Annotated in this window: 30 protein-coding genes; 20 read left to right on the top strand and 10 right to left on the bottom strand. The window is 64.6% G+C overall.

Features of this window, described 5'->3' with window-relative positions; genetic code table 11:
- Window positions 1–197: hypothetical protein (locus tag BFL43_RS29120; RefSeq protein WP_206186608.1), on the top strand; the 197-nt coding region annotated here is incomplete at its 5' end.
- On the opposite strand, the gene BFL43_RS04015 is transcribed toward BFL43_RS29120, so the two are convergent.
- Window positions 198–1,460, bottom strand: a complete 1,263-nt coding sequence (locus BFL43_RS04015) for a hypothetical protein (protein ID WP_084891010.1) — start codon at window positions 1,458–1,460, stop codon at window positions 198–200.
- 157 nt (window positions 1,461–1,617) lie between these two features.
- Here BFL43_RS04015 and BFL43_RS04020 point away from each other — a divergent pair, with 157 nt between their 5' ends.
- The 6 genes from BFL43_RS04020 (at window position 1,618) to BFL43_RS04045 (ending at window position 7,697) form a co-directional block, all read left to right on the top strand.
- A complete protein-coding gene (locus tag BFL43_RS04020; RefSeq protein WP_084891012.1) occupies window positions 1,618–2,883 on the top strand; it encodes an aspartate kinase in 1,266 nt (421 codons plus the stop codon).
- Between the two features lie 2 nt (window positions 2,884–2,885).
- Entirely contained in the window at window positions 2,886–3,911 is a 1,026-nt protein-coding gene (locus tag BFL43_RS04025; RefSeq protein ID WP_084891014.1) for an aspartate-semialdehyde dehydrogenase, read from the top strand.
- A 12-nt stretch (window positions 3,912–3,923) separates the two neighbouring features.
- Window positions 3,924–4,862, top strand: a complete 939-nt coding sequence (locus BFL43_RS04030) for a serine/threonine dehydratase (protein WP_084891015.1) — start codon at window positions 3,924–3,926, stop codon at window positions 4,860–4,862.
- A gap of 91 nt (window positions 4,863–4,953) precedes the next feature.
- Window positions 4,954–6,360: a hypothetical protein gene (locus tag BFL43_RS04035; protein WP_084891017.1), complete on the top strand. Its 1,407-nt coding sequence runs from the start codon at window positions 4,954–4,956 to the stop codon at window positions 6,358–6,360.
- A 22-nt stretch (window positions 6,361–6,382) separates the two neighbouring features.
- Window positions 6,383–6,901 (top strand): SRPBCC family protein, encoded by a 519-nt coding sequence (locus BFL43_RS04040; protein ID WP_240498049.1) that lies wholly within the window; start codon window positions 6,383–6,385, stop codon window positions 6,899–6,901.
- Between the two features lie 58 nt (window positions 6,902–6,959).
- Window positions 6,960–7,697: a hypothetical protein gene (locus BFL43_RS04045; protein WP_084891021.1), complete on the top strand. Its 738-nt coding sequence runs from the start codon at window positions 6,960–6,962 to the stop codon at window positions 7,695–7,697.
- Between the two features lie 8 nt (window positions 7,698–7,705).
- Here BFL43_RS04045 and BFL43_RS04050 read toward each other — a convergent pair whose 3' ends face one another.
- Entirely contained in the window at window positions 7,706–8,419 is a 714-nt protein-coding gene (locus tag BFL43_RS04050) for an FCD domain-containing protein (RefSeq protein WP_084891023.1), read from the bottom strand.
- Window positions 8,420–8,544: 125 nt separating this feature from the next.
- Between BFL43_RS04050 and BFL43_RS04055 the strand changes: the two genes are divergently transcribed.
- Window positions 8,545–9,045: a gluconokinase gene (locus BFL43_RS04055; protein ID WP_084891025.1), complete on the top strand. Its 501-nt coding sequence runs from the start codon at window positions 8,545–8,547 to the stop codon at window positions 9,043–9,045.
- A complete protein-coding gene (locus tag BFL43_RS04060; protein WP_084891026.1) occupies window positions 9,045–10,442 on the top strand; it encodes a gluconate:H+ symporter in 1,398 nt (465 codons plus the stop codon). Before BFL43_RS04055 ends, BFL43_RS04060 begins: the two co-directional genes overlap by 1 nt.
- Before the next feature lie 165 nt (window positions 10,443–10,607).
- Here BFL43_RS04060 and BFL43_RS04065 read toward each other — a convergent pair whose 3' ends face one another.
- Entirely contained in the window at window positions 10,608–11,249 is a 642-nt protein-coding gene (locus BFL43_RS04065) for a TetR/AcrR family transcriptional regulator (RefSeq protein WP_084891028.1), read from the bottom strand.
- A 94-nt stretch (window positions 11,250–11,343) separates the two neighbouring features.
- On the opposite strand from BFL43_RS04065, the gene BFL43_RS04070 reads away from it, so the two are divergent.
- Complete coding sequence (locus BFL43_RS04070) at window positions 11,344–12,582, top strand: FAD-dependent monooxygenase (protein WP_084891030.1); 1,239 nt, start codon at window positions 11,344–11,346, stop codon at window positions 12,580–12,582.
- Window positions 12,583–12,668: 86 nt separating this feature from the next.
- Here the strand turns inward: BFL43_RS04070 and BFL43_RS04075 are convergent, their stop codons facing one another.
- Entirely contained in the window at window positions 12,669–13,634 is a 966-nt protein-coding gene (locus BFL43_RS04075; RefSeq protein WP_084891085.1) for a hypothetical protein, read from the bottom strand.
- Window positions 13,635–13,765: 131 nt separating this feature from the next.
- Here BFL43_RS04075 and BFL43_RS04080 point away from each other — a divergent pair, with 131 nt between their 5' ends.
- The 5 genes from BFL43_RS04080 (at window position 13,766) to crcB (BFL43_RS04100) (ending at window position 17,274) form a co-directional block, all read left to right on the top strand.
- Complete coding sequence (locus BFL43_RS04080) at window positions 13,766–14,206, top strand: Fur family transcriptional regulator (RefSeq protein WP_084891033.1); 441 nt, start codon at window positions 13,766–13,768, stop codon at window positions 14,204–14,206.
- A gap of 82 nt (window positions 14,207–14,288) precedes the next feature.
- Entirely contained in the window at window positions 14,289–15,743 is a 1,455-nt protein-coding gene (locus tag BFL43_RS04085; RefSeq protein ID WP_084891035.1) for a catalase, read from the top strand.
- Between the two features lie 54 nt (window positions 15,744–15,797).
- Window positions 15,798–16,271 (top strand): DNA starvation/stationary phase protection protein, encoded by a 474-nt coding sequence (locus BFL43_RS04090; protein WP_084891037.1) that lies wholly within the window; start codon window positions 15,798–15,800, stop codon window positions 16,269–16,271.
- 158 nt (window positions 16,272–16,429) lie between these two features.
- Entirely contained in the window at window positions 16,430–16,912 is a 483-nt protein-coding gene (gene crcB / locus BFL43_RS04095) for a fluoride efflux transporter CrcB (RefSeq protein WP_143695083.1), read from the top strand.
- Window positions 16,909–17,274 (top strand): fluoride efflux transporter CrcB, encoded by a 366-nt coding sequence (gene crcB / locus BFL43_RS04100; RefSeq protein WP_084891041.1) that lies wholly within the window; start codon window positions 16,909–16,911, stop codon window positions 17,272–17,274. The genes crcB (BFL43_RS04095) and crcB (BFL43_RS04100) overlap by 4 nt, the downstream gene beginning before the upstream one ends.
- A gap of 12 nt (window positions 17,275–17,286) precedes the next feature.
- Here the strand turns inward: crcB (BFL43_RS04100) and BFL43_RS04105 are convergent, their stop codons facing one another.
- From BFL43_RS04105 to BFL43_RS04115, 3 genes are read right to left on the bottom strand one after another with little or no spacing between them, the layout of a single operon-like run.
- Window positions 17,287–18,045 carry an AIM24 family protein gene (locus BFL43_RS04105; RefSeq protein ID WP_084891043.1) on the bottom strand — a complete coding sequence of 253 codons (759 nt, stop codon included), beginning with the start codon at window positions 18,043–18,045 and terminating at the stop codon, window positions 17,287–17,289.
- Window positions 18,046–18,054: 9 nt separating this feature from the next.
- Window positions 18,055–18,783 carry an AIM24 family protein gene (locus tag BFL43_RS04110; protein ID WP_084891045.1) on the bottom strand — a complete coding sequence of 243 codons (729 nt, stop codon included), beginning with the start codon at window positions 18,781–18,783 and terminating at the stop codon, window positions 18,055–18,057.
- A 5-nt stretch (window positions 18,784–18,788) separates the two neighbouring features.
- Window positions 18,789–19,412: an AIM24 family protein gene (locus BFL43_RS04115; RefSeq protein WP_084835947.1), complete on the bottom strand. Its 624-nt coding sequence runs from the start codon at window positions 19,410–19,412 to the stop codon at window positions 18,789–18,791.
- A gap of 224 nt (window positions 19,413–19,636) precedes the next feature.
- Here BFL43_RS04115 and BFL43_RS04120 point away from each other — a divergent pair, with 224 nt between their 5' ends.
- Complete coding sequence (locus tag BFL43_RS04120) at window positions 19,637–20,110, top strand: hypothetical protein (RefSeq protein WP_240498050.1); 474 nt, start codon at window positions 19,637–19,639, stop codon at window positions 20,108–20,110.
- A gap of 7 nt (window positions 20,111–20,117) precedes the next feature.
- Here the strand turns inward: BFL43_RS04120 and BFL43_RS04125 are convergent, their stop codons facing one another.
- Window positions 20,118–21,074: a helix-turn-helix domain-containing protein gene (locus tag BFL43_RS04125; protein WP_084891089.1), complete on the bottom strand. Its 957-nt coding sequence runs from the start codon at window positions 21,072–21,074 to the stop codon at window positions 20,118–20,120.
- 101 nt (window positions 21,075–21,175) lie between these two features.
- Between BFL43_RS04125 and BFL43_RS28810 the strand changes: the two genes are divergently transcribed.
- Entirely contained in the window at window positions 21,176–21,337 is a 162-nt protein-coding gene (locus BFL43_RS28810) for a hypothetical protein (protein WP_168176524.1), read from the top strand.
- 7 nt (window positions 21,338–21,344) lie between these two features.
- Here the strand turns inward: BFL43_RS28810 and BFL43_RS04135 are convergent, their stop codons facing one another.
- Window positions 21,345–22,010 (bottom strand): peptidase S1 family protein, encoded by a 666-nt coding sequence (locus BFL43_RS04135; protein ID WP_084891091.1) that lies wholly within the window; start codon window positions 22,008–22,010, stop codon window positions 21,345–21,347.
- Window positions 22,011–22,165: 155 nt separating this feature from the next.
- Window positions 22,166–22,645 carry a bacterioferritin gene (bfr, locus tag BFL43_RS04140; RefSeq protein ID WP_084891049.1) on the bottom strand — a complete coding sequence of 160 codons (480 nt, stop codon included), beginning with the start codon at window positions 22,643–22,645 and terminating at the stop codon, window positions 22,166–22,168.
- A gap of 148 nt (window positions 22,646–22,793) precedes the next feature.
- On the opposite strand from bfr, the gene BFL43_RS04145 reads away from it, so the two are divergent.
- The 3 genes from BFL43_RS04145 to BFL43_RS04155 are packed head-to-tail and all read left to right on the top strand — an operon-like array spanning window position 22,794 to window position 25,654.
- The gene (locus BFL43_RS04145) at window positions 22,794–23,411 is read left to right on the top strand and encodes a fatty-acid--CoA ligase (RefSeq protein WP_084891051.1); all 618 of its coding nucleotides are present in this window, start codon (window positions 22,794–22,796) and stop codon (window positions 23,409–23,411) included.
- A 13-nt stretch (window positions 23,412–23,424) separates the two neighbouring features.
- A complete protein-coding gene (locus BFL43_RS04150; protein ID WP_084891053.1) occupies window positions 23,425–23,604 on the top strand; it encodes a (2Fe-2S)-binding protein in 180 nt (59 codons plus the stop codon).
- Between the two features lie 49 nt (window positions 23,605–23,653).
- Window positions 23,654–25,654 (top strand): SDR family oxidoreductase, encoded by a 2,001-nt coding sequence (locus BFL43_RS04155; protein WP_084891056.1) that lies wholly within the window; start codon window positions 23,654–23,656, stop codon window positions 25,652–25,654.
- Window positions 25,655–25,676 lie beyond the last annotated feature (22 nt).

The raw sequence follows: 25,676 nt of genomic DNA on the forward strand, positions 1-25,676 counted from the left end.
CCTCGTCTGTCCAGACGACGCGGGCCGCCTGCCGGGCGGTGCGAGTTCGCCTTGCTCACCGCCTCCAGGCGGGTTCCGTCGACCGGGCCGATATCGCCGCCGAGCGTGCCAAAGATGCCGTCGACCGTGCCGCTATCGCCGTCTTTGCTGCACGTTCGCCGACAAGAAGGGCACGTTCGGCGTGGTGGGGGTCTTGATCACACGGCGTGTGGATAGACCGTCAGCATGTGGGCGCCGAACCACGAGCTGAACGTGATCACGACGAGAGATGCGATCACCTGTGTAGACATCGAACGCTTGGCCAACCCGATCGCGATCGGGATGAGCAGGACGAAGGCGGGTAGCAGCAGGCGCGGCCGGCTCATCATCAGGCCACTCGATGCCACGATCGACACCACTACCAGTGCGCCGTACACCGACACCGGCCACGGGACGCGTTCGACGAAACTGAACAGCGCCAACCCGATGGTCAGCACGATGATCCATGCCGTCGCAACGGGCGCGATCTCGGACGAGTTGACCAGCGCGTAGTTGACGAACTCCCAAGCGGCTTTGCCGTAGTCGACTCCGGTGTTCCAGCCCTCGGTCTGGATCCGGAACCAGCCCAGGGGCTCGCCGGTCTTGTGCCACACAACTGCCAGATATCCCAGATAGCCGAGCGGGCTGAGGACGATCGCTGTCCACGCCCGCCATCCGTCGCGACGATGCAGCAGCGCCGCGAGTATCACCACGGCGATCAGCACGCCGGCCGTCGGGCGAGACAGTCCGGACAGCAACGCGCACACGCCCGCCAGTAGCCATCGGTGCTCGAGCACTCCGACCAGTGCCCATGCCGCCAGCGCGCAGAACAGGGCCTCGGTGTACGCCATGGACAGCACGATGCCCATGGGCGCCGCAGCGAACAGCACCGCCAGCAACAGGCCGGCCCGTCGTGGGTCGGCACGCCCGGTCGGCGGTTTCGGTTCGGAGGCATCCGATTCTTCAGCGAACCAGCCGCTGATACGGGCAGGCATCCACCGCGGCCGTGTGGCGCGGTCCTGCATCTGCGTACAGCAGAGCGCACCGATGCGGGCCACGCCCACGGCCGCCAGTGACCCGAGCACCACGTTGACGGTCAGCGCCGCTCCGAACGGGCTGAAACCGGGGATCTTGTCGACGGCACCGGCGAGCAATGGGTAGCCGGGGAAGAATGCGTACGGGGTGTCGGAGTCGCGCATGCCCTGGGCGTCGGTCTGGGTCAGCGGAACCCCGCCGTACCCGTGTTCGGCGATGGCCAGCATCCACTTGCCGTCCCACGCCGACAGGGCGGACCCGAGACTGCCGCCGCGCAATTGGGTGAACCGCTCCAGAGCGAGCATTCCGATCAATCGGATCACGAGGAACACTGCGATCGGTTCGATCCAATCGCGCCGTTGGTACAGCCGATCGCTGATGGTGTCGATCGTCGCTCGGCGCAGCACGTGAGCGATCCTAGTGCCACCTCGTACCGGACCGCGGACACCTCGGTGCACGAGAAAATGCAGGTCGCTATCCTTGCACGGGGCGGACGACGGTACGTACCGTTGCCCGCTCGCTGATTTCAAAGAAGCTCGACACAAGCGAGAGAAGGGAAACTGCGTGGCTCTGGTCGTGCAGAAGTACGGCGGTTCGTCCGTAGGCGACGCCGAACGCATCCGCAGGGTGGCCGAGCGCATTGTCGCGACGCGCAAGGCGGGCAACGACGTGGTCGTTGTCGTCTCCGCGATGGGCGACACCACCGATGAACTCCTCGATTTGGCAGAGCAGGTGTGCCCCTCACCACCTCCGCGCGAGATGGACATGCTCCTCACCTCCGGTGAGCGCATCTCCAATGCGCTGGTCGCGATGGCCATCAGTTCCCTCGGGGCGCAGGCCCAGTCCTTCACCGGGTCGCAGGCGGGGGTGATCACCACCAGCAGCCACGGCAAGGCGAAGATCATCGACGTCACGCCCGGGCGCGTGCGGTCGGCTCTCGACGAGGGCAAGATCGTGCTGGTCGCCGGGTTCCAGGGCGTCTCGCAGGACACGAAGGACGTCACGACCCTGGGTCGCGGTGGTTCCGACACCACCGCCGTCGCCCTGGCCGCCGCGCTCAAGGCCGACGTCTGCGAGATCTACACCGACGTCGACGGCATCTACACCGCTGATCCGCGCATCGTGCCGAACGCCAAGCATCTTGCGACGGTGTCGTTCGAGGAGATGCTCGAGATGGCCGCGTGTGGCGCCAAGGTGCTGATGCTGCGCTGCGTCGAGTACGCCCGCCGCTACAACGTTCCTGTTCATGTGCGCTCGTCGTACTCAAACAAGCCGGGCACCATGGTGTCCGGATCGATGGAGGACATTCCCGTGGAAGAAGCAATCCTCACCGGAGTTGCCCACGACCGCAGCGAGGCAAAGGTCACCGTTGTCGGCCTCGACGACAAGCCAGGCTTCGCCGGCCGGGTGTTCCGTGCCGTCGCCGACGCCGAGATCAACATCGACATGGTGTTGCAGAACGTCTCCAAGGTCGAGACCGGTAAGACCGACATCACCTTCACGTGCCCGAAGGAGGTCGGCCCGCTGGCGGTCGAGAAGCTGACCTCCATCAAGGATGAGCTCGGTTTCAGCTCGATCCTCTATGACGATCACATCGGCAAGGTCTCGCTGGTGGGTGCCGGGATGAAGTCGCACCCGGGCGTCACCGCGACCTTTTGTGAGGCACTCTCGAATGCCGGGGTCAACATCGAACTGATCTCCACCTCCGAGATCCGGATTTCGGTGCTGTGCCGCGACACCGAACTGGATGACGCCGTGCGCGCGCTGCACGAGGCCTTCGATCTCGGTAGCGATGAAGAAGCCACTGTCTACGGCGGAACGGGGCGATAGCGATGGGTGTCAAAGTAGGTGTTGTCGGCGCGACCGGTCAGGTCGGCGCCGTCATGCGACAACTGTTGGAGGAGCGGAACTTTCCCGCCGACGAGATCAGGTTCTTCGCGTCGTCGCGCTCGGCGGGCAAGAAGTTGCCGTGGTGTGGTGGAGAGATCGTCGTCGAGGATGCCTCGACCGCGGATCCCACCGGTCTCGACATCGCATTGTTCTCCGCCGGTGCGACCATGTCCCGCGAGCAGGCCCCGCGTTTCGCGGCGGCCGGTGTCACGGTGATCGACAACTCGTCGGCGTGGCGCAAGGATCCCGATGTGCCGCTGGTGGTTTCGGAGGTCAACGGCGAGGAGGCGAAGAGCCCCAAGAAGGGCATCATCGCGAACCCCAACTGCACCACCATGGCTGCGATGCCGGTCCTCAAGCCGCTGCATGATGCTGCCGGTCTGCAGCGTCTGATCATCTCGTCGTACCAGGCGGTGTCGGGCAGTGGCCTGGCCGGTGTCGAGGAGCTGGTGACTCAACTGCGAGCCGGTATCGACGACGCAGAGAAGCTGGTGCACGACGGTTCGGCCGTGACCCTGCCCGAGCCCGTGAAATACGTTGCGCCTATTGCGTTCAACGTGCTTCCGCTGGCCGGTTCGATCGTCGACGACGGCTCGGGTGAGACCGATGAGGATCAGAAGTTGCGCAACGAGTCGCGCAAGATCCTCGGACTGCCCGATCTCCTGGTGAGCGGGACCTGCGTGCGGGTGCCGGTGTTCACCGGTCACTCGCTCTCGATCAACGCCGAGTTCGAGCGGCCGTTGTCGGTCGAGGAGGCCACGAAGATCCTGGGCGACGCCCCGGGCGTCACCGTGACCGAGGTCCCCACGCCGCTCGAAGCGGCAGGCAAGGACAACTCCCTGGTCGGGCGCATCCGGCAGGACCCGGGCGCACCTGAGGGCCGCGGTCTGGCGCTGTTCGTCTCCGGGGACAACCTCCGAAAGGGCGCAGCGCTCAACACCATTCAGATTGCCGAGCTGCTGGTTTAGCTCGGCAGCGAGTTGTCTCCCATCTCGGTCGACGAGATCGTCGCCGCGCGGGTTCGGATCAGTTCGCTGATCCGGCCCACGCCGGTCTTGCACGCCGACATCCCGACACCGTCCGGACCGGTCACCGTCGCCCTCAAGCTCGAGTATCTCCAGCGCGGCGGATCGTTCAAGATCCGCGGCAGTCTGAACGCGATCCTGCACGCCCAGGAAGGTGGCAGGCTCACCGACTCCGGCGTCGTCATCGCGTCAGGCGGTAACGCCGCCATCGGTGCCGCGACGGCCTGCAGGATGCTCGGCCTGAGGTGCAGCGTCGTGGTGCCGACCACTGCCCCGGGGGTGAAGGTTGCGCGCCTGAACGTCCTCGGCGCCGACGTCCACCAAGTCGGCGACCGGTTCGCGCTCAGTGCCGAAGCGGCCGCGGTGATGGCGGAACAGACCGGGGCACTGCAGCTTCACGCCTACGACCTCCCCGACATCGTCGCAGGGGCCGGCACCATCGGACTCGAACTCCGCGAACAGCTCGACTCCCCGCTGGATGTCTTCGTGGCCGTCGGGGGCGGAGGTCTCGTCGGCGGTCTGGTCGCTGCGCTGGCACCGGAACACGAAGTCACCGGAGTCGAGCCCGTCGGCGCCTCCGCGCTGCACCAGGCCCTTGCCGCGGGCAGTCCGGTTCCCGTGGACCTCGACAGCATCGCCTCGGACTCTCTCGGGGCCACCCAGCTGGGTGAAATCTGCTGGGACACCATCTCTGCCTTGCCCATTGGCAGTATCACCGTCACCGATGACGAATTGATCGCGGCACGGAACCTGCTGTGGGACGAATTCCGCATCGTCGTCGAACACGGGACAGCAGCGGCATTGGCGCCACTCCTGTCCGGTGCGGTGGAGCCCGATCCGGGCCGGCTGCCCTGCGTGATTCTCTGCGGCGCCAACACGTCTGTTACTCCCTGAAAACCGGCAAATAGCAGTCCGCCGAGGGTGAATAGCCCTCGGAGGCTCGTTATTTGTCAGTTTTCAGGGCGCATCGTGTTTGTATGTCTGGATGAAATGGGTCCGGGGGATTGCGGCAGGTCTGGCACTGGTGGCGTTGATGGCGACGGTGAATCCGGCTTCGGCCGCACCCGTCGGCCCCGATGTGGGCCCGCCCGGGACCTCGCTGATCCACGGTGACCTGGCGTCCACCGACTCGACGCCGCACCCCGGACCGGGTCCGGCGGGAAAGCTCACCGCTTCGTCGTTTCCCGCAGGCGCCTGCGCGGCGACGTTCATAGGCAGCGACTCGCTGCCGGTCGCGTTGTGCACCGGCTACGTCGGCGCCAACCCGGTCAATGTCGCGGTCCCCACCGTTCAACTCTTCGACCCCGCCACCGCACAGCCGGTTGCGTCCCTCCAGCTGACCAAAGGCGGGCTGCTCGGTGGGGTGTACGGCTACCTCGACAATCGCAACCGCGTCGTGGTCGCCGACGGGTCGGGCTCGATCCTGAAGGTTGCTCACCGCAAGAACCCCGACGGCCGCTGGCAGCTCTACATCGACCAGCGCATCGACGTCCGTGGGCACATCCCGACCGGTGATGCGATCACCGGTCTTGCGCCGGATTACCAGGGCCGCATCTGGTTCGCGACGACGAACGGCGTGATCGGGACCGTCGACCCGGCCGGTGTCATCGGGTCGGCGCAGCTACCCGCAGGTGAGAAACTGACCAACGGCCTGAGCATCAGGCCGGGTGGCGCATCGATTCTGACCAGCCGCGCACTGTACGAGATGACAGCCGACGCGACCGGTACCCCCACGACCGTCTGGCGGCAGGCGTACGACGCGGGCGATGCCCGACGCCCGGGCCAGCTCGCGCCCGGATCCGGGACGACCCCTACTTATTTCGGCCCCGGCGGCGACGAGTGGGTGGCCATCGTGGACAACGCGGACCGCCCGAACCTGGTCGTCTACCGCAGCAGCGACGGCACGCAGGTCTGCTCGACCCCAGCGTTCGGCACGTCCGGGCAGGGCACTGAGAACTCCCCGATGGCGTGGGGCAACTCGATCGTCATCCCGAGCACGTACGGGTTCGGGTACCCACCGTTCGCGACGTCGGGCCCGAGCGATCCACCGGCCGCGGCCTTCACCGGCGGAATGACCCGCATCGACGTCTCGCCGGCCGGATGCCACCGGGTCTGGGAGAGCAACGATCGGGTGGCGACCCTGCCCAAGCTGTCCCGCGCCGACGGCTTGATCTACGCACTCGCGTACGGCCCGCTGCCCGCCGGCGGAGGTATTCAGCAGGTCGGACCGGTCTACTTCACGGCCGTCGACTTCGAGACCGGTCACCGCAAGGCGTTCAAGCAGGTCGGTACTGCGCCGCTGGACGAGCCACTGCAGCTCACCGGCACCATTGGTGCCAGTGGAGCTCTCTGGCAGGCCACCGTCGGGCGCATGCTGAAGATAACGCCGTAAGGCATGCCGCTACCGTGCAGTCATGGCCATGGAACCGAGAAGAATGCAGGTATCGGACAGCATCGACATCGCCGCCACCGCCCAGGCGTTGTACTCGATGGTCAGTGACCCGACCCGGATGGGAGAGTGGAGTCCCGAGAACCTCGGCGCGACCGTCGTCAATCCAAGGCCTGACGGTGAGGCCTTCGTCGGAATGGTGTTCGAGGGCACCAACCGCCGAGGGCGGGCACGGTGGATCACCCGATGCACGGTGACCGCCGCCGACGTCGCGGAGAGATTTGCCTTCCGCGTCCACGCGATCGGACGTAAGGCGCCGAAGATCAACGGTGCCAACGCATCGTGGGAATACCGGTTCGAGGCGAATGATTCCGGCGGCACCACGGTGACGGAAACCTGGATCGAAGACCGCCGCCGGTGGCCTCGCGCGGTCGTAGAGATCTTCGATCGCGTCGTCACATCTGGGAAGACCTTTCCCGAGTTCCAGGAGAAGAACATCGCGCGGACCTTGCAGGCTCTGAAGTCGGCGGCCGAAGCGTCCTGACAGCGCCCACGCACCGGCTGGGTGGGGTCCGAACGGACCGAGTGCAACAATCGGGGGTGTGACGCAGGACCCAGAAGAGCAGCCGACCGATCCGCAGCCCGACCGCCCGAACCTCGAGAAGTCGAGCGCCGGGCCCTCGGACTCGTTTTACGTGCCGCCAGATCTGTCTGGAATGCCGACACTCGCTGAGCTCGACGCCCTCGACATGGCCGAATTGGCCGCCGGGCGGAAGTCGAAGGACAAAGACCACGCCAACTTCGACGAGCCGGCCCCGCCACCTGCGTCTCTGCATCATGCGAGGCTGCTATGGATCGGCGCCGCCGTCGCCGCGCTGGTCAGCGTCGTCTACGGGTTCGCCAATCTCGGCGCGATCAGCGATCTGCTGAACGAGCGTCTGCAGCTCGGTGTCGCCCAGGATCCCAACAACGCGGCTCCCGCCGATCGCATCGATTCCCTGTCCGGACTCTTCCCGCCGGCCTTGCTGATCACCACGCTAGTGATGCTCGCGATCCAGTACCCGCTACTCGTCGCGACGTCGCGGCGCCGTAGCCGCGGCGCCCGCAACCTCTACGTCACGATGGTCGTGGTGACGCTGCTCTGCATCCCGATGGGGATGGACCTGCTCTTCGACTACCCATCGGTCCCTGGTGCCCTGCGGATCGTCGGTTGGGTCCAGTTCGCGTTGCTCTTGTTGTCGGCACTGTTCACGCTGCGCCGCAGTGTCGACCGTTGGTTGCCGCCGTCCGAGCGGATGAAACCCAGTCACCTGATCAGGCCGGGTAATCGCCTCAAGTAAGGGGTTCTTCAGCCGGATCGGGTCGGATCTTGTACCGCGGCAGCGGCTTCGACGATGATTTCCCGCATCGCGAGTTCAGCCGCTTCGGGATCTCGGAGTCTGATCGCCCGTGCCACATCGTCGTGCAGCGCGATCGCCGCCGGGTTGGGGCGGGTCGGCATCATGCCGTGATGGGTCCGTCCGGCGAGCACCTCGCCCACCACATCGCTGAGAGCGCGGAACATCTCATTGCCGCTCGCCTCGAGCAGGGTGCGGTGAAAGATTTTGTCGGCCAAGAGGTACTGCGTGAGATCGCCGGACCGTCCGTGCACAACCATGTCCGAGACCGCCGCCGCGAGAATGCGGCATTGGTGTTCATCGGCACGATCGGCCGCCAAGGCGGCTGCGACGGGTTCGAATCCGCGACGTAGTTCCGAGAGGGTCAGTAAGAAGTCGGTACGTTCGCCGGCGTCCAGTCGCCAGCGGATGAGCCGTGGATCGAAGACGTTCCAGCGGTCTCGTGGTTGAACGGTGATGCCGACGCGTCGACGTGAGGCGACCAGTCCCATGGATTCGAGGACGCGGATGGCCTCTCGGGCGACCGTGCGCGAGACCCCGTACTCGACGCCGACGCTGTCGAGGGTCAACACCGCACCGGCCGCGTGCTCACCGGACACGATCCTGGTCCCGATTCCGGTCAGAACACTGCCATGGAGTTCGCCGACAGCTGCATCCGAAGCCACAATAATTATCTTCTCATTCGGAGGCGCTGCGAGTAAACAACTGCCTTAAAGAGGGCGGGGGTTGCAAAAGTATGATCTTTGAAGCAATATGTGTGACCGGTAGCACAGATGGGCAAGGAGAAGCTATGGGATCGCCACTGGTCGTGATGGGTGTGTCCGGTTCGGGTAAGTCAACGGTCGGGGCCGCAATCGCCCAGCGCCTTCGGGTCCCGTTCGCGGATGCGGACGACTTTCATCCAGCGGAGAACATCGCCAAGATGTCCTCTGGTCAGGCGCTCGACGACACCGATCGATATCCCTGGTTGGACACGATCGGTGAATGGCTCGCCGATCACTCCCAGGGCGGCGTCATGAGTTGCTCGGCCCTCAAGCGCAAATATCGAGATCAACTGCGGGCGCATTGCCCCGACGTCCGCTTCGTGCACCTGGACGGCACCCACGACGTCATCACCAGGCGGCAGGCCAGCAGGCCGGGGCACTTCATGCCACCGTCGCTGCTCGCGTCGCAGTTCGAGACCCTCGAGGCGCTCGGCGACGACGAACGCGGCGTGGTCATCGACATCGATCAATCCATCGACGACATCGTCGAGAACTTCGTCGCCACAACCACAACCGAGGAGAACTGATGTCCGCACAATCGGTGGTCTTGCTGGCCGCCGACACCGAACTACCGGAGCCTGTCGCGGCCGGTTGGCAACTGATCGTGGCAGCGCTGGCCGGTATCGCGGTCATCGTCGTCCTCATCACGATCGCAAAAGTTCACCCCTTCCTGGCGCTGGTCTTCGGCGGTCTGACGGTGGGTGTGGTTGCCGGGGAGGCGATCCCGACTGTCCTCGAATCCTTCACCGACGGCTTCGGATCCACGGCAGCGGGTGTCGGCATCCTGATCGCGCTGGGCGCGATGTTCGCCAAATTGCTCGCCGATTCCGGCGGCGCCGACGAGATCGTCGACACCATCGTCGGCCACGCCTCGCCGCGTATGTTGCCCTGGGCGATGGCCCTGGTCGGCGCCATCATCGGTTTGCCGATGTTCTTCGAGATCGGCCTCGTTCTGCTCATGCCGGTCATCTACCTGGTGGCCCGACGCTCGGGTCTGTCGCTGATCACGGTCGGCATCCCTGCCCTTGCCGGCCTTTCTGCCATGCATGGCTTCGTGCCACCACATCCGGGGCCGCTGGTGGCGATCGACGCGCTCGGTGCTGACCTGGGCACCACGCTCGCACTCGGTGTCGTGGTGGCGGTACCGACGATCATCGTCGCCGGCCCCCTGTTCGGGAAGCTCGCAGGCAAATGGGTCGTACTTCCGGTGCCGACCACTTTCGACGCCGACCCCGCCGATGGTGAGACCACCAAACGGCCGTCCTTCGCGATCACGCTCTTCAGCGTTCTGCTCCCGGTTGTGTTGATGCTGGGCAAGGCCATTGCCGAGATCTTCATCGAGAACGATGACCAGATCGTGCGCCAGATCCTCGACGTCTTGGGTACGCCTGTCATCGCCCTCCTGATCGCGGTGGTGGTCGCGATGTTCACGCTTGGCCGTGGGTCAGGGATGGACCGCGACACCATCGCGAAGTGCACCGGTGCAGCCCTCCCGGCCATAGCCGGGATCCTGCTCATCGTTGCTGCGGGTGGTGGCTTCAAACAGGTGCTGGTCGACAGCGGGATCGGCACGCTCCTGGCCGACTGGGCGAGCGACGCGAACGTGTCGGTGCTCCTGCTCGGCTGGGTTCTCGCGGCACTCATCCGGCTCGCGACAGGCTCGGCGACGATTGCGACGATCACCGCGTCCTCGCTGATGCTCGGACTGATCGACGGTCTCAGCAGCGGTGAGATCTCCCTGCTGGTGCTGGCGATCGGAGCCGGCTCGGTGTTCTTCTCCCACGTCAACGACGCCGGCTTCTGGCTGGTGAAGGAGTACTTCGGTATGAGCGTCGGGCAGACGATCAAGACCTGGTCGATCATGGAGACGGTGTTGTCCGTGAGCGGTCTGATCGTGGTGCTGCTGCTCGGGTTGGTGATCTAACGACCGTCGATCGTGCCGTTATGAACGTCGATCGTGCCCTACTGAACGTCGATCGTGCCGTCGACGGGCAGTAGGGCACGTTCGGTCGTGCCACTCTCGTCAGGAGTGCGTTCAGTTTGAACACCCTCAGTGCACCCTTCGCCGTCGCGTGCTCAGGCGCCGGCACTACGTCGTGGCTACCGTTGGTTCGTCTGTCTCGTCGATCGCATTGAGGTAGTGGGTGGCCAGTTCGCCGAGGCCGGCTATGCCTTCGGCGATTTGGCGGGTCAGGAGGTTGGGGTCCTCGCCGATTCTGCCGCGCAAGTTGCCGGTACGCCACAGTGTGGCCATGCCATGGGACATCGACCAGCCGGCCACTACGACGCCGGTGATGTCGTCGGTAGGCGACGCTGCCAGGCTGGTTCGAGCGCTGTCGTAGAGGACCGCGAAGGCGGCGTCGCGGGCCTCGACAAGTGCTGGGTCTGCATCGCTGTACAAGTCTGGTCGGAACATCACCTCGTAGTACCCGGGGTGTGTGAGGGCGAACATGACGTAGGCCATGCCGCCGGTGACGAAGCCCTCAGGCCCGACCGCCACCGGCTCGATCGCGTCAACGGCCAGCCGAAAGCCCGCTGCGGCAATCGCGGTGAACAATCCAGACTTATCGCCGAACTGGTATGCCAAGGCCGCATGCGTCACGCCTGCGCGCCGCGCGACCTCCCGCACGCTGACCGCGGCAGCGCCAACCCGCTCGACCTCTGCGACGGCTGCTGCGATCGCTGCCTCTCGCAGGTTGCCGTGGTGATAGGACCGGGGACCGACCGTCATGGCGTGAGCGTAACGCAGGAACTAACCATTGATAAGTTTGGCCGCTTGCGGCAAACTATCCACTGGTAAGTTTTCGAGGACCGGGACGGATCACATGGCACAGGACTTTGATGTCGTGGTCGTAGGAGCGCGCTGCGCCGGCTCGCCGCTGGCGGTGATGCTCGCCCGTCGCGGGCTGAGTGTCTGTGTCGTGGACAAGGCGGAATTTCCGTCAGAGACGCCCCCTACCCACGTCATTCAGCCATGCGGGGTGTCCATCCTCGACCGCATCGGGGTCCTCGACGCTGCGCTCGCCGCCGGTGGCGTGTTGATCGACCAGATCTCGCTGGTGAACGACGACGTTCGTGTCAACGGAACACTCGATCCCGGGGTGTTTCCGCAGCCGGGTTTGTGCGTGCGAAGGCTGACGCTCGACGCGTTGCTCGTTTCTGCGGCCGTCGCGGCTGGTGTGGACGTGCGAACTGGCGTGAAGGTGACGAGTCTGATCACCGTCGGGGGTCGTGTGGTCGGCGTCGAGACCGCGCATGGGCCGATCCGGGGCCATGTGGTGGTTGGTGCCGACGGTCGGCAGTCCAAAGTTGCTGCCACCGTTGGGGCGCAGGAATATCTGAGCACTCCGGGTCTCCGGACTCCGGCGTGGGCCTATTTTGAGGGGGTGCCAGACCGGTCGGGTCGGTTGCGGCTGGGCCGCATTGGTGAATGTGCATTCCTTGCCAGTCCGACGGACTCAGATCTTTACATGGTGTGCATTGCCACCGGCAGTGGGTTCGGCAAGGATCGTGCATCGGCGTTCTCTGCCGCACTCGACCACTGGCCCGAGCTCGCCGGCCTCCTGGTTGGGGCGAATCGGGTTGGACCCATTCGGGTGATGACCAACTGGCACGGCTACTTTCGTCAAGCGGCAGGACCCGGATGGGTCCTGCTCGGTGATGCCGGACACTTCAAGGACTTCTCGCTGGCGCAGGGCATCTCCGACGCTCTGCGGCAAGCCGTGCGCCTCGCAGACATGATGCCCGACGACCTGTCCGATCACGAGGCACTCGACGCGGCAACGCGCAAGTGGTGGAATTGGCGCGACGGCGACGCGCACGCGATGTACTGGTTCGCAACAGACTCAGGCGCTCCCGGACCGCCTACGCCGTTGGGCCACCGAGGTGCTTCGGCACATCTCCGCGGATCCGTTGTCTACGATTACGTTGTTGCAGACTCTCAACCACGAGGTCCACCCGAGAACGCTCCTGACTCCACAGCGCATTGCCCTCGCCATGATCCGCGGGCTCCGGAAACATCCTGTTCTGACCACCAAGGAAGTTGGCACCACGCTCCGGAATGAAATCCTTCGTGCCCGGGGACAGCAAGGGCACGCTCGACGGCAACAAGGGCACGCTCGACGGTTATGAATGCCCGGTCGGCGCAGGCCTAGGGTGCGGCGGTACGGGCGTTCGGGTCGAAACCGCCCGGGATCTCGTAGATGTCGCCATCGAACCCGGCGCGGAACAACCGGCCGTCCGAGAACCCTGCGCCGCCGCGGCCGTAGGTGACCACACTCGAGCCCGGGAGCCCGGAGGCCAACGCGCAGAACTGGTTCGGTCCGGTGACCCGAAGGATCTCACCACTGATGTCGGTCGGCACGATAGGACGGTTGCGGGAATCGAGCGTCAAACCGTCGGCGGCAGCGATGACGTCGCCGCCCCCGAAGGTCACCAGCGACTGGGGGGCTCCGGGGTTTCGCAACGGGATGCGACTCACGCCGGGATTGACGAAGGTGCGGGACACGTAGAGGTAGGAGTCGTCGTTGCCCAGGACAGCACCGTTGGCACTGGGTAGGCTCGCCCAATCCGCCTGCACCGCGCCGTTCGGGAACACTCGGCCTATCAGCGATCCGAAATCGTTGGTGGCGTAGGTGACCCCGTTCGCGGCCACCGCCAGACCGTTCGCGGCGCTGAGCCCGCCGACGAACGGAGTCAGACGCCTGGTCGCCGGATTGAACTTCGCGATCGACGCCGCGCGTATCGCGTCGCCGACCAGGACCCGAGGATCCGCGCCGTAACCGACCAGCAGCGTGCCGTCTGGAGTCCAGGCCAGGGCGCCGCCTCCGTTACCGCCGGGGACGGTCGCGACCGGTATCGCCCTGGCTCCCGGGCGGTCGACCCGGTAGAGACGGCCGGTGACGATGTCGGTCGTGTAGAGCCTGCCGGCCGGATCGACGGTCACGCCTTCGAGGGCCGCCCCGGGGATGCGCGCGACGAGTACGGGGGCCTGCCCGGCTCCGGGGCAGATGCCCGCGGCATTCGCCGCCGGGATGCTGACCAAGGACACGGTGACCGCGACCAGCGCACTGACCATCGCGAGACGGAGAACCGATCGCACGGATGACTTCGACATGGTTGCCTCCAGGCTGAGCTGAGAGTCCAAGACTATGTGAGGGCGGTCACCGACGACCTGCCTGTCGGTTTTGTCGCGATTCACGCGTCTCTTTTCTGGACTGATTCCAGAAAAGAGCGTACGTTTGTGTCATGACTCCGGAACACGATCACCACGACGTGCGGCAACAGCTGCGCGCGGTGGGGCTCCGGGTCACTGTGCCGAGGCTGGCCGTGCTCGGTGTCCTGGAACTGCACCCGCACTCGACGGCTGACTTCGTGGCTGCCAGGATCCGTGGGCAGCTGGGCGGCGTGTCGACCCAGACCGTCTACGACGTCCTGCGGGTGTGTTCGGAGCACGGCCTGCTGCGCCGGATCGAACCCGCCGGTTCGCCGGTCCGATACGAGAACCGAACAGGCGACAATCACCACCACCTGGTCTGCCGAAACTGTGGTGACATCAGGGATGTCGACTGCGCGAAGGGGGCGGCTCCCTGCCTGACGCCGGACGTCGACCACGGTTTCGTCATCGACGAGGCGGAAGTCACCTACTGGGGACTGTGCTCGGTCTGCCACGCGGCTGCCCAGCACTGACAGCACTCTTCAAGCAATTCCGGTCGCAACATTTCACTCGTCCGACGAACACCCTTCGTCGGACTCGAACAGGAGGCAGGCAATGACCCCGAAAACCACGACGAACTCCGGGATCCCCGTTGTGAGTGACAACGAGTCGCTGACCGCCGGTACCCAGGGGCCGATTCTGCTGCACGATCACTACCTGATCGAGAAGCTCGCGCAATTCAACCGCGAGCGGGTGCCGGAGCGGGTCGTCCACGCCAAAGGTGGTGGCGCATACGGCGAACTGGCGATCACCGGCGACGTGTCGAAGTACACGAAGGCCAAGTTCCTGCAGCCGGGAAAGACCACGGAGTCGCTGGTGCGGTTCTCGACGGTCGCCGGCGAGCAGGGGAGCCCCGACACCTGGCGCGATCCTCGCGGGTTCTCGATGAAGTTCTACACAGAGGACGGCAACTACGACCTCGTCGGCAACAACACGCCGATCTTCTTCATCAAGGACCCGATCAAGTTCCCCGACTTCATCCGGAGCCAAAAGCGGCTTCCCGGTTCAGGTTTGCGCGACCACAACATGCAGTGGGACTTCTGGACGCTGCGTCCGGAGACGGCGCATCAAGTGACCTGGCTGATGGGGGATCGCGGTATCCCCAGGAGCTGGCGGCACATGGACGGGTTCGGCTCGCACACCTACCAGTGGGTGAACGAAGCGGGAGAACGGTTCTGGGTGAAGTACCACTTCAAGACAGACCAGGGCATCGAGTTCCTCACCCAGGCGAAGGCCGACGAACTCGCGGGCACCGACCCGGACTACCACCGGCAAGATCTCTACGAGGCGATCGAGCGGGGCGAGTTCCCCACCTGGACCCTGAAAATTCAGGTCATGCCCGTCGACGAGGCGGAAGGGTACCGGTTCAATCCCTTTGATCTGACCAAGGTCTGGTCGCAGCAGGACTATCCGCTGATCGAGGTCGGCAAGTGGACGCTGAACCGCAACCCGGCCAACTTCTTCTCCGACATCGAGCTCGCCGCCTTCGAACCATCGAACGTGGTACCCGGCATCGGGTTCTCCCCGGACAAGATGCTGCTCGGACGTGTCTTCAGCTACGCGGATGCGCATCGTTACCGGATCGGCGCCAACTATTCGCACCTACCGGTGAATTCGGCCAAAGCGGCCGTCGTCAACACCTATTCCAAGGAAGGTGCGATGGCGTACAACTTCAGCGCACCCGACGTGCCGGTGTATGCGCCGAACTCCTTCGGTGGACCGCATGCGGACCCGAACGCCGCGGGCGACGAAGGTCTCTGGGAGTTCGACGGGCAGGCGGTGCGGGCCGGTTACATCGACCATCCCGAAGACGGCGATTTCACTCAGGCCGGCACCCTGTATCGCGAGGTGCTCGACGACGATGCGCGAGAACGACTGGTGGGCAACATAGTCGGACACGTACTGGGTGGTGTCACCGAGCCGGTCCTGTCCAGGGTGTTCCAGTACTGGAGCAATGTCGACCCGGAACTGGGCAAGAAGGTCGAAGAAGGTGTGCGCGCCGGGGCATGAATCGTGCCGCCGCAGCGTTGAAACACACAGCAACAGAGCAAGGAGAGGATCCCTATGACAAACCCCATCACCAGCACCTTGAACAAGGACCAGCAGGGCGTCGCCGGAAAGGCGTTGCAGGACACCGTTGTCGATCTGATCGACCTGTCCCTCATCGCCAAGCAGGCGCATTGGAACGTGGTCGGCCAGCAGTTCCGGTCGGTCCACCTGGAGCTCGATGAGCTCGTCACCGCGGCGCGTGACTTCACCGACGCCGCAGCCGAGCGGGCCACGGCGATCGGTGTGAGCCCCGACGGTCGCTCCGAGACGGTTGCAAAGACCGCAGGCACCAAGGGTTTCGGTGCAGGCTGGACGAAAGACGTCGACGTGGTGACGGCAATCGTCGCCAACATCAAGACCGTGGTCGACGGACTGCGCCAGCGCATCGAGGCGACCGAGAAGGCCGACCCTGTCACACAGGATCTGTTGATCTCGATCGCAGCACGTCTGGAGCAGCTGCACTGGATGTGGCAGGCGCAGGTCGCATGACCTGACCTCGAAGACCGACAGGTGTCATCCCCCCCGGTGATGCCTGTTGTCGAGAGCCCCTTGCGGCCCAGCCCGATGGCCGCAGGGGGCTTTCGTGTATCCGTGTGCGGTTCGTGGACTCGCATGCACGGTGAGGCTCGTCGACGTACATTCTTGTCGTGGTAAATCCGCAGGACTCACATCCCGAGTTGCCCTCGGACCCCGACGTCGGGTCCACCCGGCCTCTGCACCTACGCCCGGGTGCACTGGCGTGGATCTTCGCCGGAGGCGTCATCGGTACCAGCGCTCGGTACCTGCTCGAGAAGGCCTACCCCTTCCACGCTCCCGAGTGGCCGTGGGCGACTTTCGTGATCAATCTGATCGGCGCATTCATGCTGGGAGTCGCGCTGGAAGGTCTGGCCCGCCTCGGTGACGACACCGGATGGCGCCGGCGAACCCGCCTGCTGTTCGGAACCGGATTCTGCGGCACGTTCACCACCTACAGTGCGTTTGCGCTGGAGACGTCGTTGATCCTTCGTGAAGGAGATGTCGCGACTGCGGCGGGCTATACGGTCGCAACAGTGGTCGCGGGCGCGCTGCTGGCCTGGGCGGGCATCTCGGTGGCCGCGGCCATCCATACGCGAGCGGCGGCAGACCGGTGATCGTCTGGGTGGCGCTGGCAGGCGCGTTCGGTGCGGTTGTGCGTTTCGTGATCGATTCCGAGTGCAAGCGGCGCCTGCCGTCGCCGTTCCCCTGGGGCACCGCGATCATCAACGTCACCGGATCCCTGATCATCGGTCTCATCGCGGGGATCGTCGTCTTCCACGCCGGCGCGTCAGAGTTACAGGCCATCGTCGGTACCGGATTCTGCGGCGGCTACACCACTTTCAGCACGGCCAGTTTCGAGACGGTACGTCTGATCCAGCAGGGTCGCTCAGGCCTGGCCGTGGGCTATGCCGCCGGATCCCTGGTGATCTCTGTGGCCGCCTGCGCCGCCGGCCTGGCGCTCGTCTACGCCGTGTGAGCGACGACTGCGTCAATAAGCCTGCTGCTGACCGAGCTGTTGCTGAATACGTTGATTGAGACGCTGCAGGCCCATGGACGACAGTCCCGGGATCTGGCTCTCCAACGTGCGCACCAGGTTGTGGTCGTTGATGACCTTCTCACTCGACTGGATCAAGACCGTGCCCGAGCCGGTGAAGTCGAATTGCTGTTCCTCACCACTCGCGGCCCCCATCATCGCAGCGCCGGCCGCCATGAAGCCGGTGATCCAGCTCTGGTCGTAGTGGTGGCTGGGTGACGGGCAATCTGCCCATCCGACAAGGGCTTCGGGATCCACGCGCAGCGGGGGTTCGGCGAACATGACCGGTCCGTTCGACGAGGCGAGGAACTTGCCGGTGCCGATGAGCGTCAGGTAACCGGGCACGATCGACTGATTCAGCTGCAGCCCTGGTTCGAAGGCGAGGAGATTGGCCGCCCGCACCGTGAGGTTGCCGTCCTCGAGGTCGTAGGAGTTGATGTCGTAGCCACGGTCGCCGATGATCAGAGTGCCTTGACCCTGGGCGATGATGTAGTCGCCCATGTACAGCGGGGCGCTGATCGTGCCGGCGAGCTGCTGCATCATCGCTGTCTGCATACCCTGGATCAGCGCTTGGAACTGCATCTGCCCGTAGTACGCGATCATCGCGCCCTTGGACATGATCCACGGCTTGGTCAGCTGCATGTAGTAGGCGTAGGTGTTGCCGGGGATGTTGTCGTCGCCCTGCAACATGGACGGATTCAAGATGTCGCTCATGGCTTTCCCCTACAGCTTCTCTTCGGAGGCTTGCACGAATACGGTTCCCTGACCTTGGCATTGCAGCTGCATCGCCTCGCCGGCGCCGCGGCCGACAGCATCGCGCCAGCCCGCCGTCGACTTCAACTGGGTTTGCACATTGCCGAACGTGCCGACGAATGCCTGCGGATCGACGATCACCGGGTATTGGCCGCCGACCTGGATCTCCAGTACTTCTCCGTGCGCGAGGAGCACCACCGACCCCGTGCCCTGCAGTTGGGTGGTGAACATGCCGTCCCCGGTCAGAGCGCCGGTGGCCGCGCCCCGCAAGGCTCCCATCAGACCGCCGCCGCGTCCTCCGCCGCCTCCGCCCCCGCCCTGAGACGTCATCGAGACGATCGATGCCTGTAGCCCTGCGGTGTACCCAAGTGTGCGTGAGGCGTCTGCGGTCACCGTGCCTCCCTGTGGCATGTCGATGACATGTACTGCGAGACCGGCGAATCCGTAATGGACCTCTCCGTTGCCCTGCGCCATCATGGTGGCCTCGTGTTCGCCGCGCATCATGCGCCCGGCCATGCCGGCGATCGCGCCCATGCCACCCATCCCCGGCATACCGCCGCCCCCGGCGCCTGGGATCTGATGGGGTGAGAAATGGACCTGTCCGGTGTAGAAGAGCATCGCGCCCTTGCGCGCCACCACACCACCGGCATGTCCGACGTTGACCTTCACGACCTTCGAGTTGATCTTCTGGAATACCATGCCACTCACCGTTCCGCGGGTTGGATCGACACGACGCCCTGGCCCTGCCAGCGCAGGGAAAATGCCTCGCCACCGTCTTGGCCGATCATCGAACGCCAGCTGACGTCGGTCACAAACGATTGCTGCAGTTGGCCTTTGGCGGAAACGAAAGCGTCCGGATCCACGACGAGGGGCAGATTGGGATTGACCTCGAGGTGAATCAGCGGCCCGCCCGCCGACAGGAGGGCGACCTGTCCGGTTCCGGTCACGGTGGTGGTGAAGAGCCCTTGTCCGCTGGACATCCCGCCCAGTCCGGAGAACTGGACATTCGTTTGGAGATTGCCTGCCATCGCGAGCAGCTGCCGCGATTCCACCTGGATGGTCTCGTTGTTGAGCTGCAGCACGGTTGTGTACTGAGCCTGGATGGCGAGGTGCACGATCCCGTTTCCGGTGCACTCCATCAGTTTCAGTGACTCGCCGGTGGCCTTCTGTTTCAGGCCGGCAACCAGGCCTGATCCGCCACCGAATCCGGCCGACTTGAACTCGACCTGACCCTGGTAGGAAACCATCGATCCGCTGACCGCCTTGATCGAGGAGTTGTTGAGCCGCGCCTCCACGATGCGCTTGGTCAATCCTAGTAACTCGGCCATCTCACCGATTTCCTTCCAGAGGTCATCCCTGCATCTGCGATACCGGAGTTATCGTAGGCACCCCGGCCCCAGCTGAACAGCGCAATAGACAGTTCAAATGACCGTGCGAGACGCAGGTCGGAGCCGAGCTCGACCATTTCGCGGAGACGAAGCGGAGCGGAGCTCGACCATCGCTGTGAAGACGTAGCGGAGCGGAGCTCGACCATTTCTGTAACGTGTGTCAGGTGGATGACGTTGCGTGGGGTGCGGTTGGTGCGGGGATCTTCGTCGTGGCGTTGGTGATCAGCGTCGGGCTGTACGTCTGGTACCGCCAGCAGGAGACGGTCCGACTGGACCGTGACGTCGATCTGGCAAAGAAGTTGCGGGCGGTCGCGGCTGAGGATCCGGTGCGCGGTGCGGCTGTCGACGAGTTCGAGACCGCCATCTACGAGCGCCTGTTCTACGTCTCCACGGTGGGCCCGCGGGCCAGGGGTGCGGCGTGGGCCCTGCTGGGCGCCGTTCTCGGGGCCTCCGGATCGCTCTGGGTGGCCGACGGTTCCGCGATTGTCCAGAAGTCCGTCCATTACGGTTTCGCCGCGCTGGCAATCGGTTTCACCCTGACGTTCCTGGTGTTCCTGGCGCTGACGATCTACGCGGCCACCAGCTTGCCGAGGATCTCGTTCGAGGATTCCTATCAGGCCGAAGCTGACGCCGACTGATCTGGCCTCAACTGGCCGCGGTACCGAACCGGGTGCGGAAGGCGGTCGGTGTGATGCCGACGATCGCCGCGAAGTGATGGCGCAGTAGCATCGCCGAACTGAAACCGACCTGGCGGGCGACCTCTTCGATTCCGAGATCGGTGGTCTCGAGCAGACTTTGGGCGGCGAGCACACGTTGCTCGGTCAGCCAGCGCAGGGGACTGGTGCCCACCTCGTCGGCGAACCGGCGGGCAAACGTTCGGGAGGACATGTGAGCCCGGGTCGCCAGGTCGGCGATGGCGATGTCTGCGCTCAGGTTCTGCAGCATCCAGCCGAGGACCTCGCCGAAACCATCTGTGTCACACACGGGGACGGGCGCTTTGACGAATTGTCGTTGGCCGCCCTCGCGCTGCGGGGGTACCACCATCCGGCGCGCGATCTTGTTCGCGATGGTGGGTCCGTGTTCTTTCCGGACCAGGTGCAGGCTGGCATCGATCCCGGCGGCGGTGCCTGCGCTGGTGATGATGTTGCCCTCTTCCACATAGAGGACGTCGGTGTTGACCTGCACGTGCGGGAACAGCTCGGACATCTCCTTGCCGTATCGCCAGTGGGTGCTGGCCGATAGGCCGTCGAGCAGGCCGGCCGCGGCGACCACGAAGGACCCGGTGCACACCGACAGGATGTACGCGCCTCGCGCGTCGGCGGCCCGCAGGACGTCGAGGACCTCTTCGTTGAAGTCGGCGCGCACCTGGCCGGCGGGGATGGCGATGAGGTCGGCGTCGGCGCACGCGTCGAGTCCGTACTGGGGGATCACCTGGGCCCCGGTGGTGAAGTTCAGCGGTGTGCCCGGATTGACGGCGCAGACCCGGAGATCGAAGCGCGGTACTCCTTCGTCGGTCCTATCGACGCCGAACACCTCGCAAATGACGCCGTACTCGAAGGCGGCGACCGGTTCTTGCAGGATGACGGCGACGGAGCGAAGCATGCCAGCCATTATGGCAGAAAATTTGTGAAGACTGTCAAAATGGCCAGTGGTGGCGAAAATTGTTCGGGCGCATAGTTTCAGGCATAAAATTTTTGTACATCTTGGTCCCGGCATTCATCGGCATTTTCATGGTCTTCAAGGAGAACGCAAAGAAAACCGCCCACCTGCCGCGAGCTCCCTTCGGCGCCGACGCGGAGGACGGGCTCGAGGAATGGCGGAGGTGGGCGGAAATCGAGGAACTGGACCGTCAGCGGAAGGCCTGAGTGCAGGTCAGGCGACCCGGAACTCCGTGACGCCGTGCCGCTTCATGTCGTCGAGGATCGGCTTGATGTTCGTTCCGGTCTCCGGCCCGATGCAGCCGATGAAGTAGTAGGCGTTGACCATCCCGATGAGCTTGTCTCCGACAACGACCGGACTGCCCGAGTCGCCTTCGACGACGCAGATCTGGCTGTAGTGGGCGAAACCGTCAGAGAACCAGGTGATACCGCAGGTGTTGGCGGTAGTGCGTCCCTCTTTGCAGCTGATCTCGGGGAACTGCGGTGCCTGCGTACGGAGGCTGCGAATCGTGACGCCGCCGATCTTCTGGACCGGGTTCACCTTGTTCGCGTCGAATCGGATGATCGCGTAGTCGAGATCGGCGTTCTTGTAGGTGACCTCACCGACGGGGCCGGCACTCTGGGCCGCCTCCGCGAAGACCTGGGTGCCGGCGGGGCCGCAGTGACCGGCGGTCAGACCGACGAGTGCGTTGTTCTGGTCGCGACCGATCGTCGTGAGGGTGCACGCCGAGGCTTCTCCGTTGCGTTCCGGCAAGAGAATTCCGGATCCACCGCCGAGGTTGACCTTCGCGGGCGCGGCGGATGCGGTGGACACCCCCAGGGCTGTCAGTGCCAGTACAGCGCACAGAGCTGCAAAGAAGGTGCCGGTCTTCTTGATCATCAATTCCTCACGGTGGAACTCGGGTGGTGACATGAGGAACCTACCAGGGAGAGTGCGCGCATCAGTCATCGTCGGAGCCGCACGCAGCAGCTCCGACGATGACCTCCCAGCCTAGTGATGAGTCGGGATTTTGCGCGCTGAGAACACTTTTCGGCTCAGGCCGGTGGGCGGCTCACGCATTGGGCGAGATACAGATTTTCACCCAAGGTCGTCATCAGCTGGAGCTGCGTTTGCAGGTAGTCGACGTGCTCTTCCTCGTCTGCCAGGATCTTCTCGAGCAAGTTGGCGCTCGTGGTGTCCTGTTTCTCACGACACATGACGATGCCCGGCTTGAGGCGGGCGACGACGTCGATCTCGATCTGCAGATCACTCTCGAACTGCTCGCGGAGAGTTTGCCCGACCTTCAGCGAGAACAACCGCTGATAGTTGGGCAAGCCGTCGAGGAGCAGTATGCCATCGGTGATCGCCTCCGCGTGGTTCATCTCCTCGAAAGACTCTGCGCGGGTGTGCGCCGCGACTTCGGTGAAGCCCCAGCTGTCCTGCATCTTGGAGTGCAGAAAATACTGGTTGATCGCCGTCAATTCGCTGGTCAACTGCTCGTTGAGCAGCTTGAGAACTTCCGGATCGCCTTGCATGGTTTCTCCTCACGTCAATGACACCTGACGTCACTCATCGGGAGGGCTGTTCCTGATGGGGCTGTGGACATCACGTGTGAAATCAATTTATCTCGGTACGATGCAGTTCGGGTGACATCCACCGGCACCGACGAGCAGGGATTGAATATTGTCCGAGCATTCGCGCATCCTGGCCTCTGATTTCTCGCTGCCCAGCGGGGAGGGAATCGTCGAGCGACTGTCCGAGAACAACGACTCTCTGGCCCGGCTCGGCGCCCGCCACCTGGTGGTCTACCGCGGCCTGGACGATCCTCGTCGGGTGTTCGCGACCCTCGGGCTGCACGATCGCGGCTCGATAGAGAAGCTGGTTCGCAATCCGGCGGTGTTCGATTGGTTCGACGCGGCGAACGTGGACGAGATTCCCCCGCTGTTTGTCGGCGAGGTGGTGGAGAAAATCGATCTGGCGTCGGCGGAGTCCGATCACTCGGGCATCCTGGTCGCCGCGATCGCTCCGGTGGAGAGCGTGCCCGCTCTACTCGGCGCGGTACGGAAGAGTCTGCGGAGGTTCATCTCCGCCGGCGTTCGCAGGGTCTGGATCTACCAGGCTCTCGACGACCGCCAAGAAGTGATGATCTTGCAAGAACTCGACACCGAGGAAAATGCGGTTGCGTGGGTGGAGCATCCCGACGCGGCCGCCGAGTGGATGTCGGGGGCCGGTGTCGGGGTGTATCCGCCGTTGTTCGTAGGGAAGCTACAGCGGATCATGGACCTGCAGCCGCAGACCTAGTCCGGGACCCCTCATGTACGTCTGCCTGTGTCAAGGAGTCACCAGCCACGTCGTCGAACAGTCGGTGGCCGATGGCGCCCGGACCTCGAAGGAGGTGGCCATCGCGTGTGGTGCGGGCGCGGATTGCGGTCGATGCCGCAAGACGGTCCGGGCCATCATCGAGGCCCACTTCGCGAACAGTCCCGCCGGATGACGGCGGCCAGGAATGACGTGGCGGCCGCGCCACACTAGTGTCAGCGGGTATGGCGTATTTTGTGACGGGGGCCACAGGTTTCATCGGTCGAAATCTGCTCGGCGAACTACTGAACAATCGCGACGGCGAAATCTTCGTGCTGGTGCGCAGAGGTTCGCGACGCAAGATCGAACGACTCATCCGACAGTGGGATACCGACCGGGTCACCCCGGTCGTCGGGGACCTGCAGGCGGACAGCCTCGGAGTCGACCCGGCGTGGATCGCCGACCATCGCGGCGACATCGACCACTTCTTCCACCTCGCGGCGATCTACGACATGACCGCATCCGGCGAGGCCAACGAGATGCCGAACGTCGGGGGCACCCGGGCGGCACTCTCTCTCGCCGAGGCCCTCGACGCGGGGTGCTTCCATCAGGTCTCCTCCGTCGCGGCGGCAGGTGAATTCCGTGGCCGGTTCGACGAGTCGATGTTCGACGAGGGCCAGGAACTGCTCTCGGCGTACCACCGCACCAAGTTCGAATCCGAACGCATCGTCCGTGACGAGGCCACCGTTCCCTGGCGCGTCTACCGGCCGGCGATCGTCCTCGGACACTCGGAAACCGGCGCGATGGACAAGATCGACGGGCCGTACTACTTCTTCCCGTTGTTCAAGCGGATGCGTGACGCGCTGCCGGGGGCCCTACCGCTACTCGGTGTCGACCTGGGGGACACCAATGTGGTCCCGGTCGACTATGTCGCACGGGCGATGGATCACCTGGCGCATCTGCCCGGCCGAGACGGTGAAGCCTTCCACCTGGTGAATCCGAAGCCGCAGAACACCATCGGGATGGTCAACACGTTTGCCGCAGCCGCGGGCGCACCCAAGTTCGCGGTACCCGTCGACCGGTCCGTGACCGACCTGGTGCCGACGTATCTCCTGCCCCGCGCGCTGCAACCGAGCTCCCTACTCGGCACCGTCGTGCGGTCGGGCCCGGCGCAGTTCGCGCTCCGGCAGACCATCGGGAGGCTAGGAATACCACCCGAAGTCCTTGCGCACGTGTCATTCCCGGGAACCTTCTCCTCGTATGCGACGGAGGAGGCGTTGGCCGGATCCGGCATCTCTGTACCCGAACTGGACACGTACGCGGCCAACCTGTGGACCTACTGGGAACAGTTCCTCGACGACTCGATCAAATCCGATCGCAATGTCGTGAAGGAGCTGTCGGGCAAAACGGTGGTGATCACCGGTGCCTCGTCCGGTATCGGCCTGGTGACGGCCGTCAAGGTCGCGAAAGCCGGCGGCATCCCGATCCTGGTGGCGCGCGGACTCGACAAACTCGAGGCGACCAAGAATCTGATCGAGGGGCAGGGCGGCACCGCCTACGCATACGGCTGCGACCTGTCTGACCTCGACGCCATCGACGCGCTGACCAAGCAACTCGGCGACGACTTCGACCACATCGACTTCATCGTCAACAATGCCGGCCGGTCGATTCGCCGGTCGTTGAAGCTGTCGGAAGACCGGTTCCACGATTTCGAACGGACCATGCAGCTCAACTACTTCGGTGCGATCCGGCTCGTGATCGGTCTGTTGCCGACGATGCGTGCACAGGGCGGTGGCCACATCGTCAACGTCTCATCCATCGGGGTGCAGACCAATCCGCCACGGTTCAGTGCCTACGTGGCGTCGAAGGCGGCGCTGGACTCGTGGTCGAACGTGGTGTCGTCGGAGTTGGTCGGCGACGGGATCTCCTTCACCGGGATCCACATGCCACTGGTGCGGACACCGATGATCGCCCCCACCAAGCTCTACGACAGATTCCCGACCATCAGTCCGGGCCAGGCCGCCGACAAGGTGATCACGGCACTGGTCGACCGACCGCACGAGATCAACACTGCCCTGGGCAATCTCGGGTCCGTCGCGCACACCGTGACGCCCAAGCTGGCGTTTCGGATCCTGCATTTGGCCTATCAGGTGTTCCCGGACTCCGCCGCTGCGCGCGGCGATCAGGGCCGCAGCGAGTCCGAGCAGATCCTGCTCGCTCGCGTCCTCAAGGGCGTGCACTGGTAGGCCGGAGCTGGTCGCGGGCCAC

The sequence above is a fragment of the Williamsia sp. 1135 genome (assembly GCF_002095395.1).
Lineage (GTDB): Bacteria > Actinomycetota > Actinomycetes > Mycobacteriales > Mycobacteriaceae > Williamsia.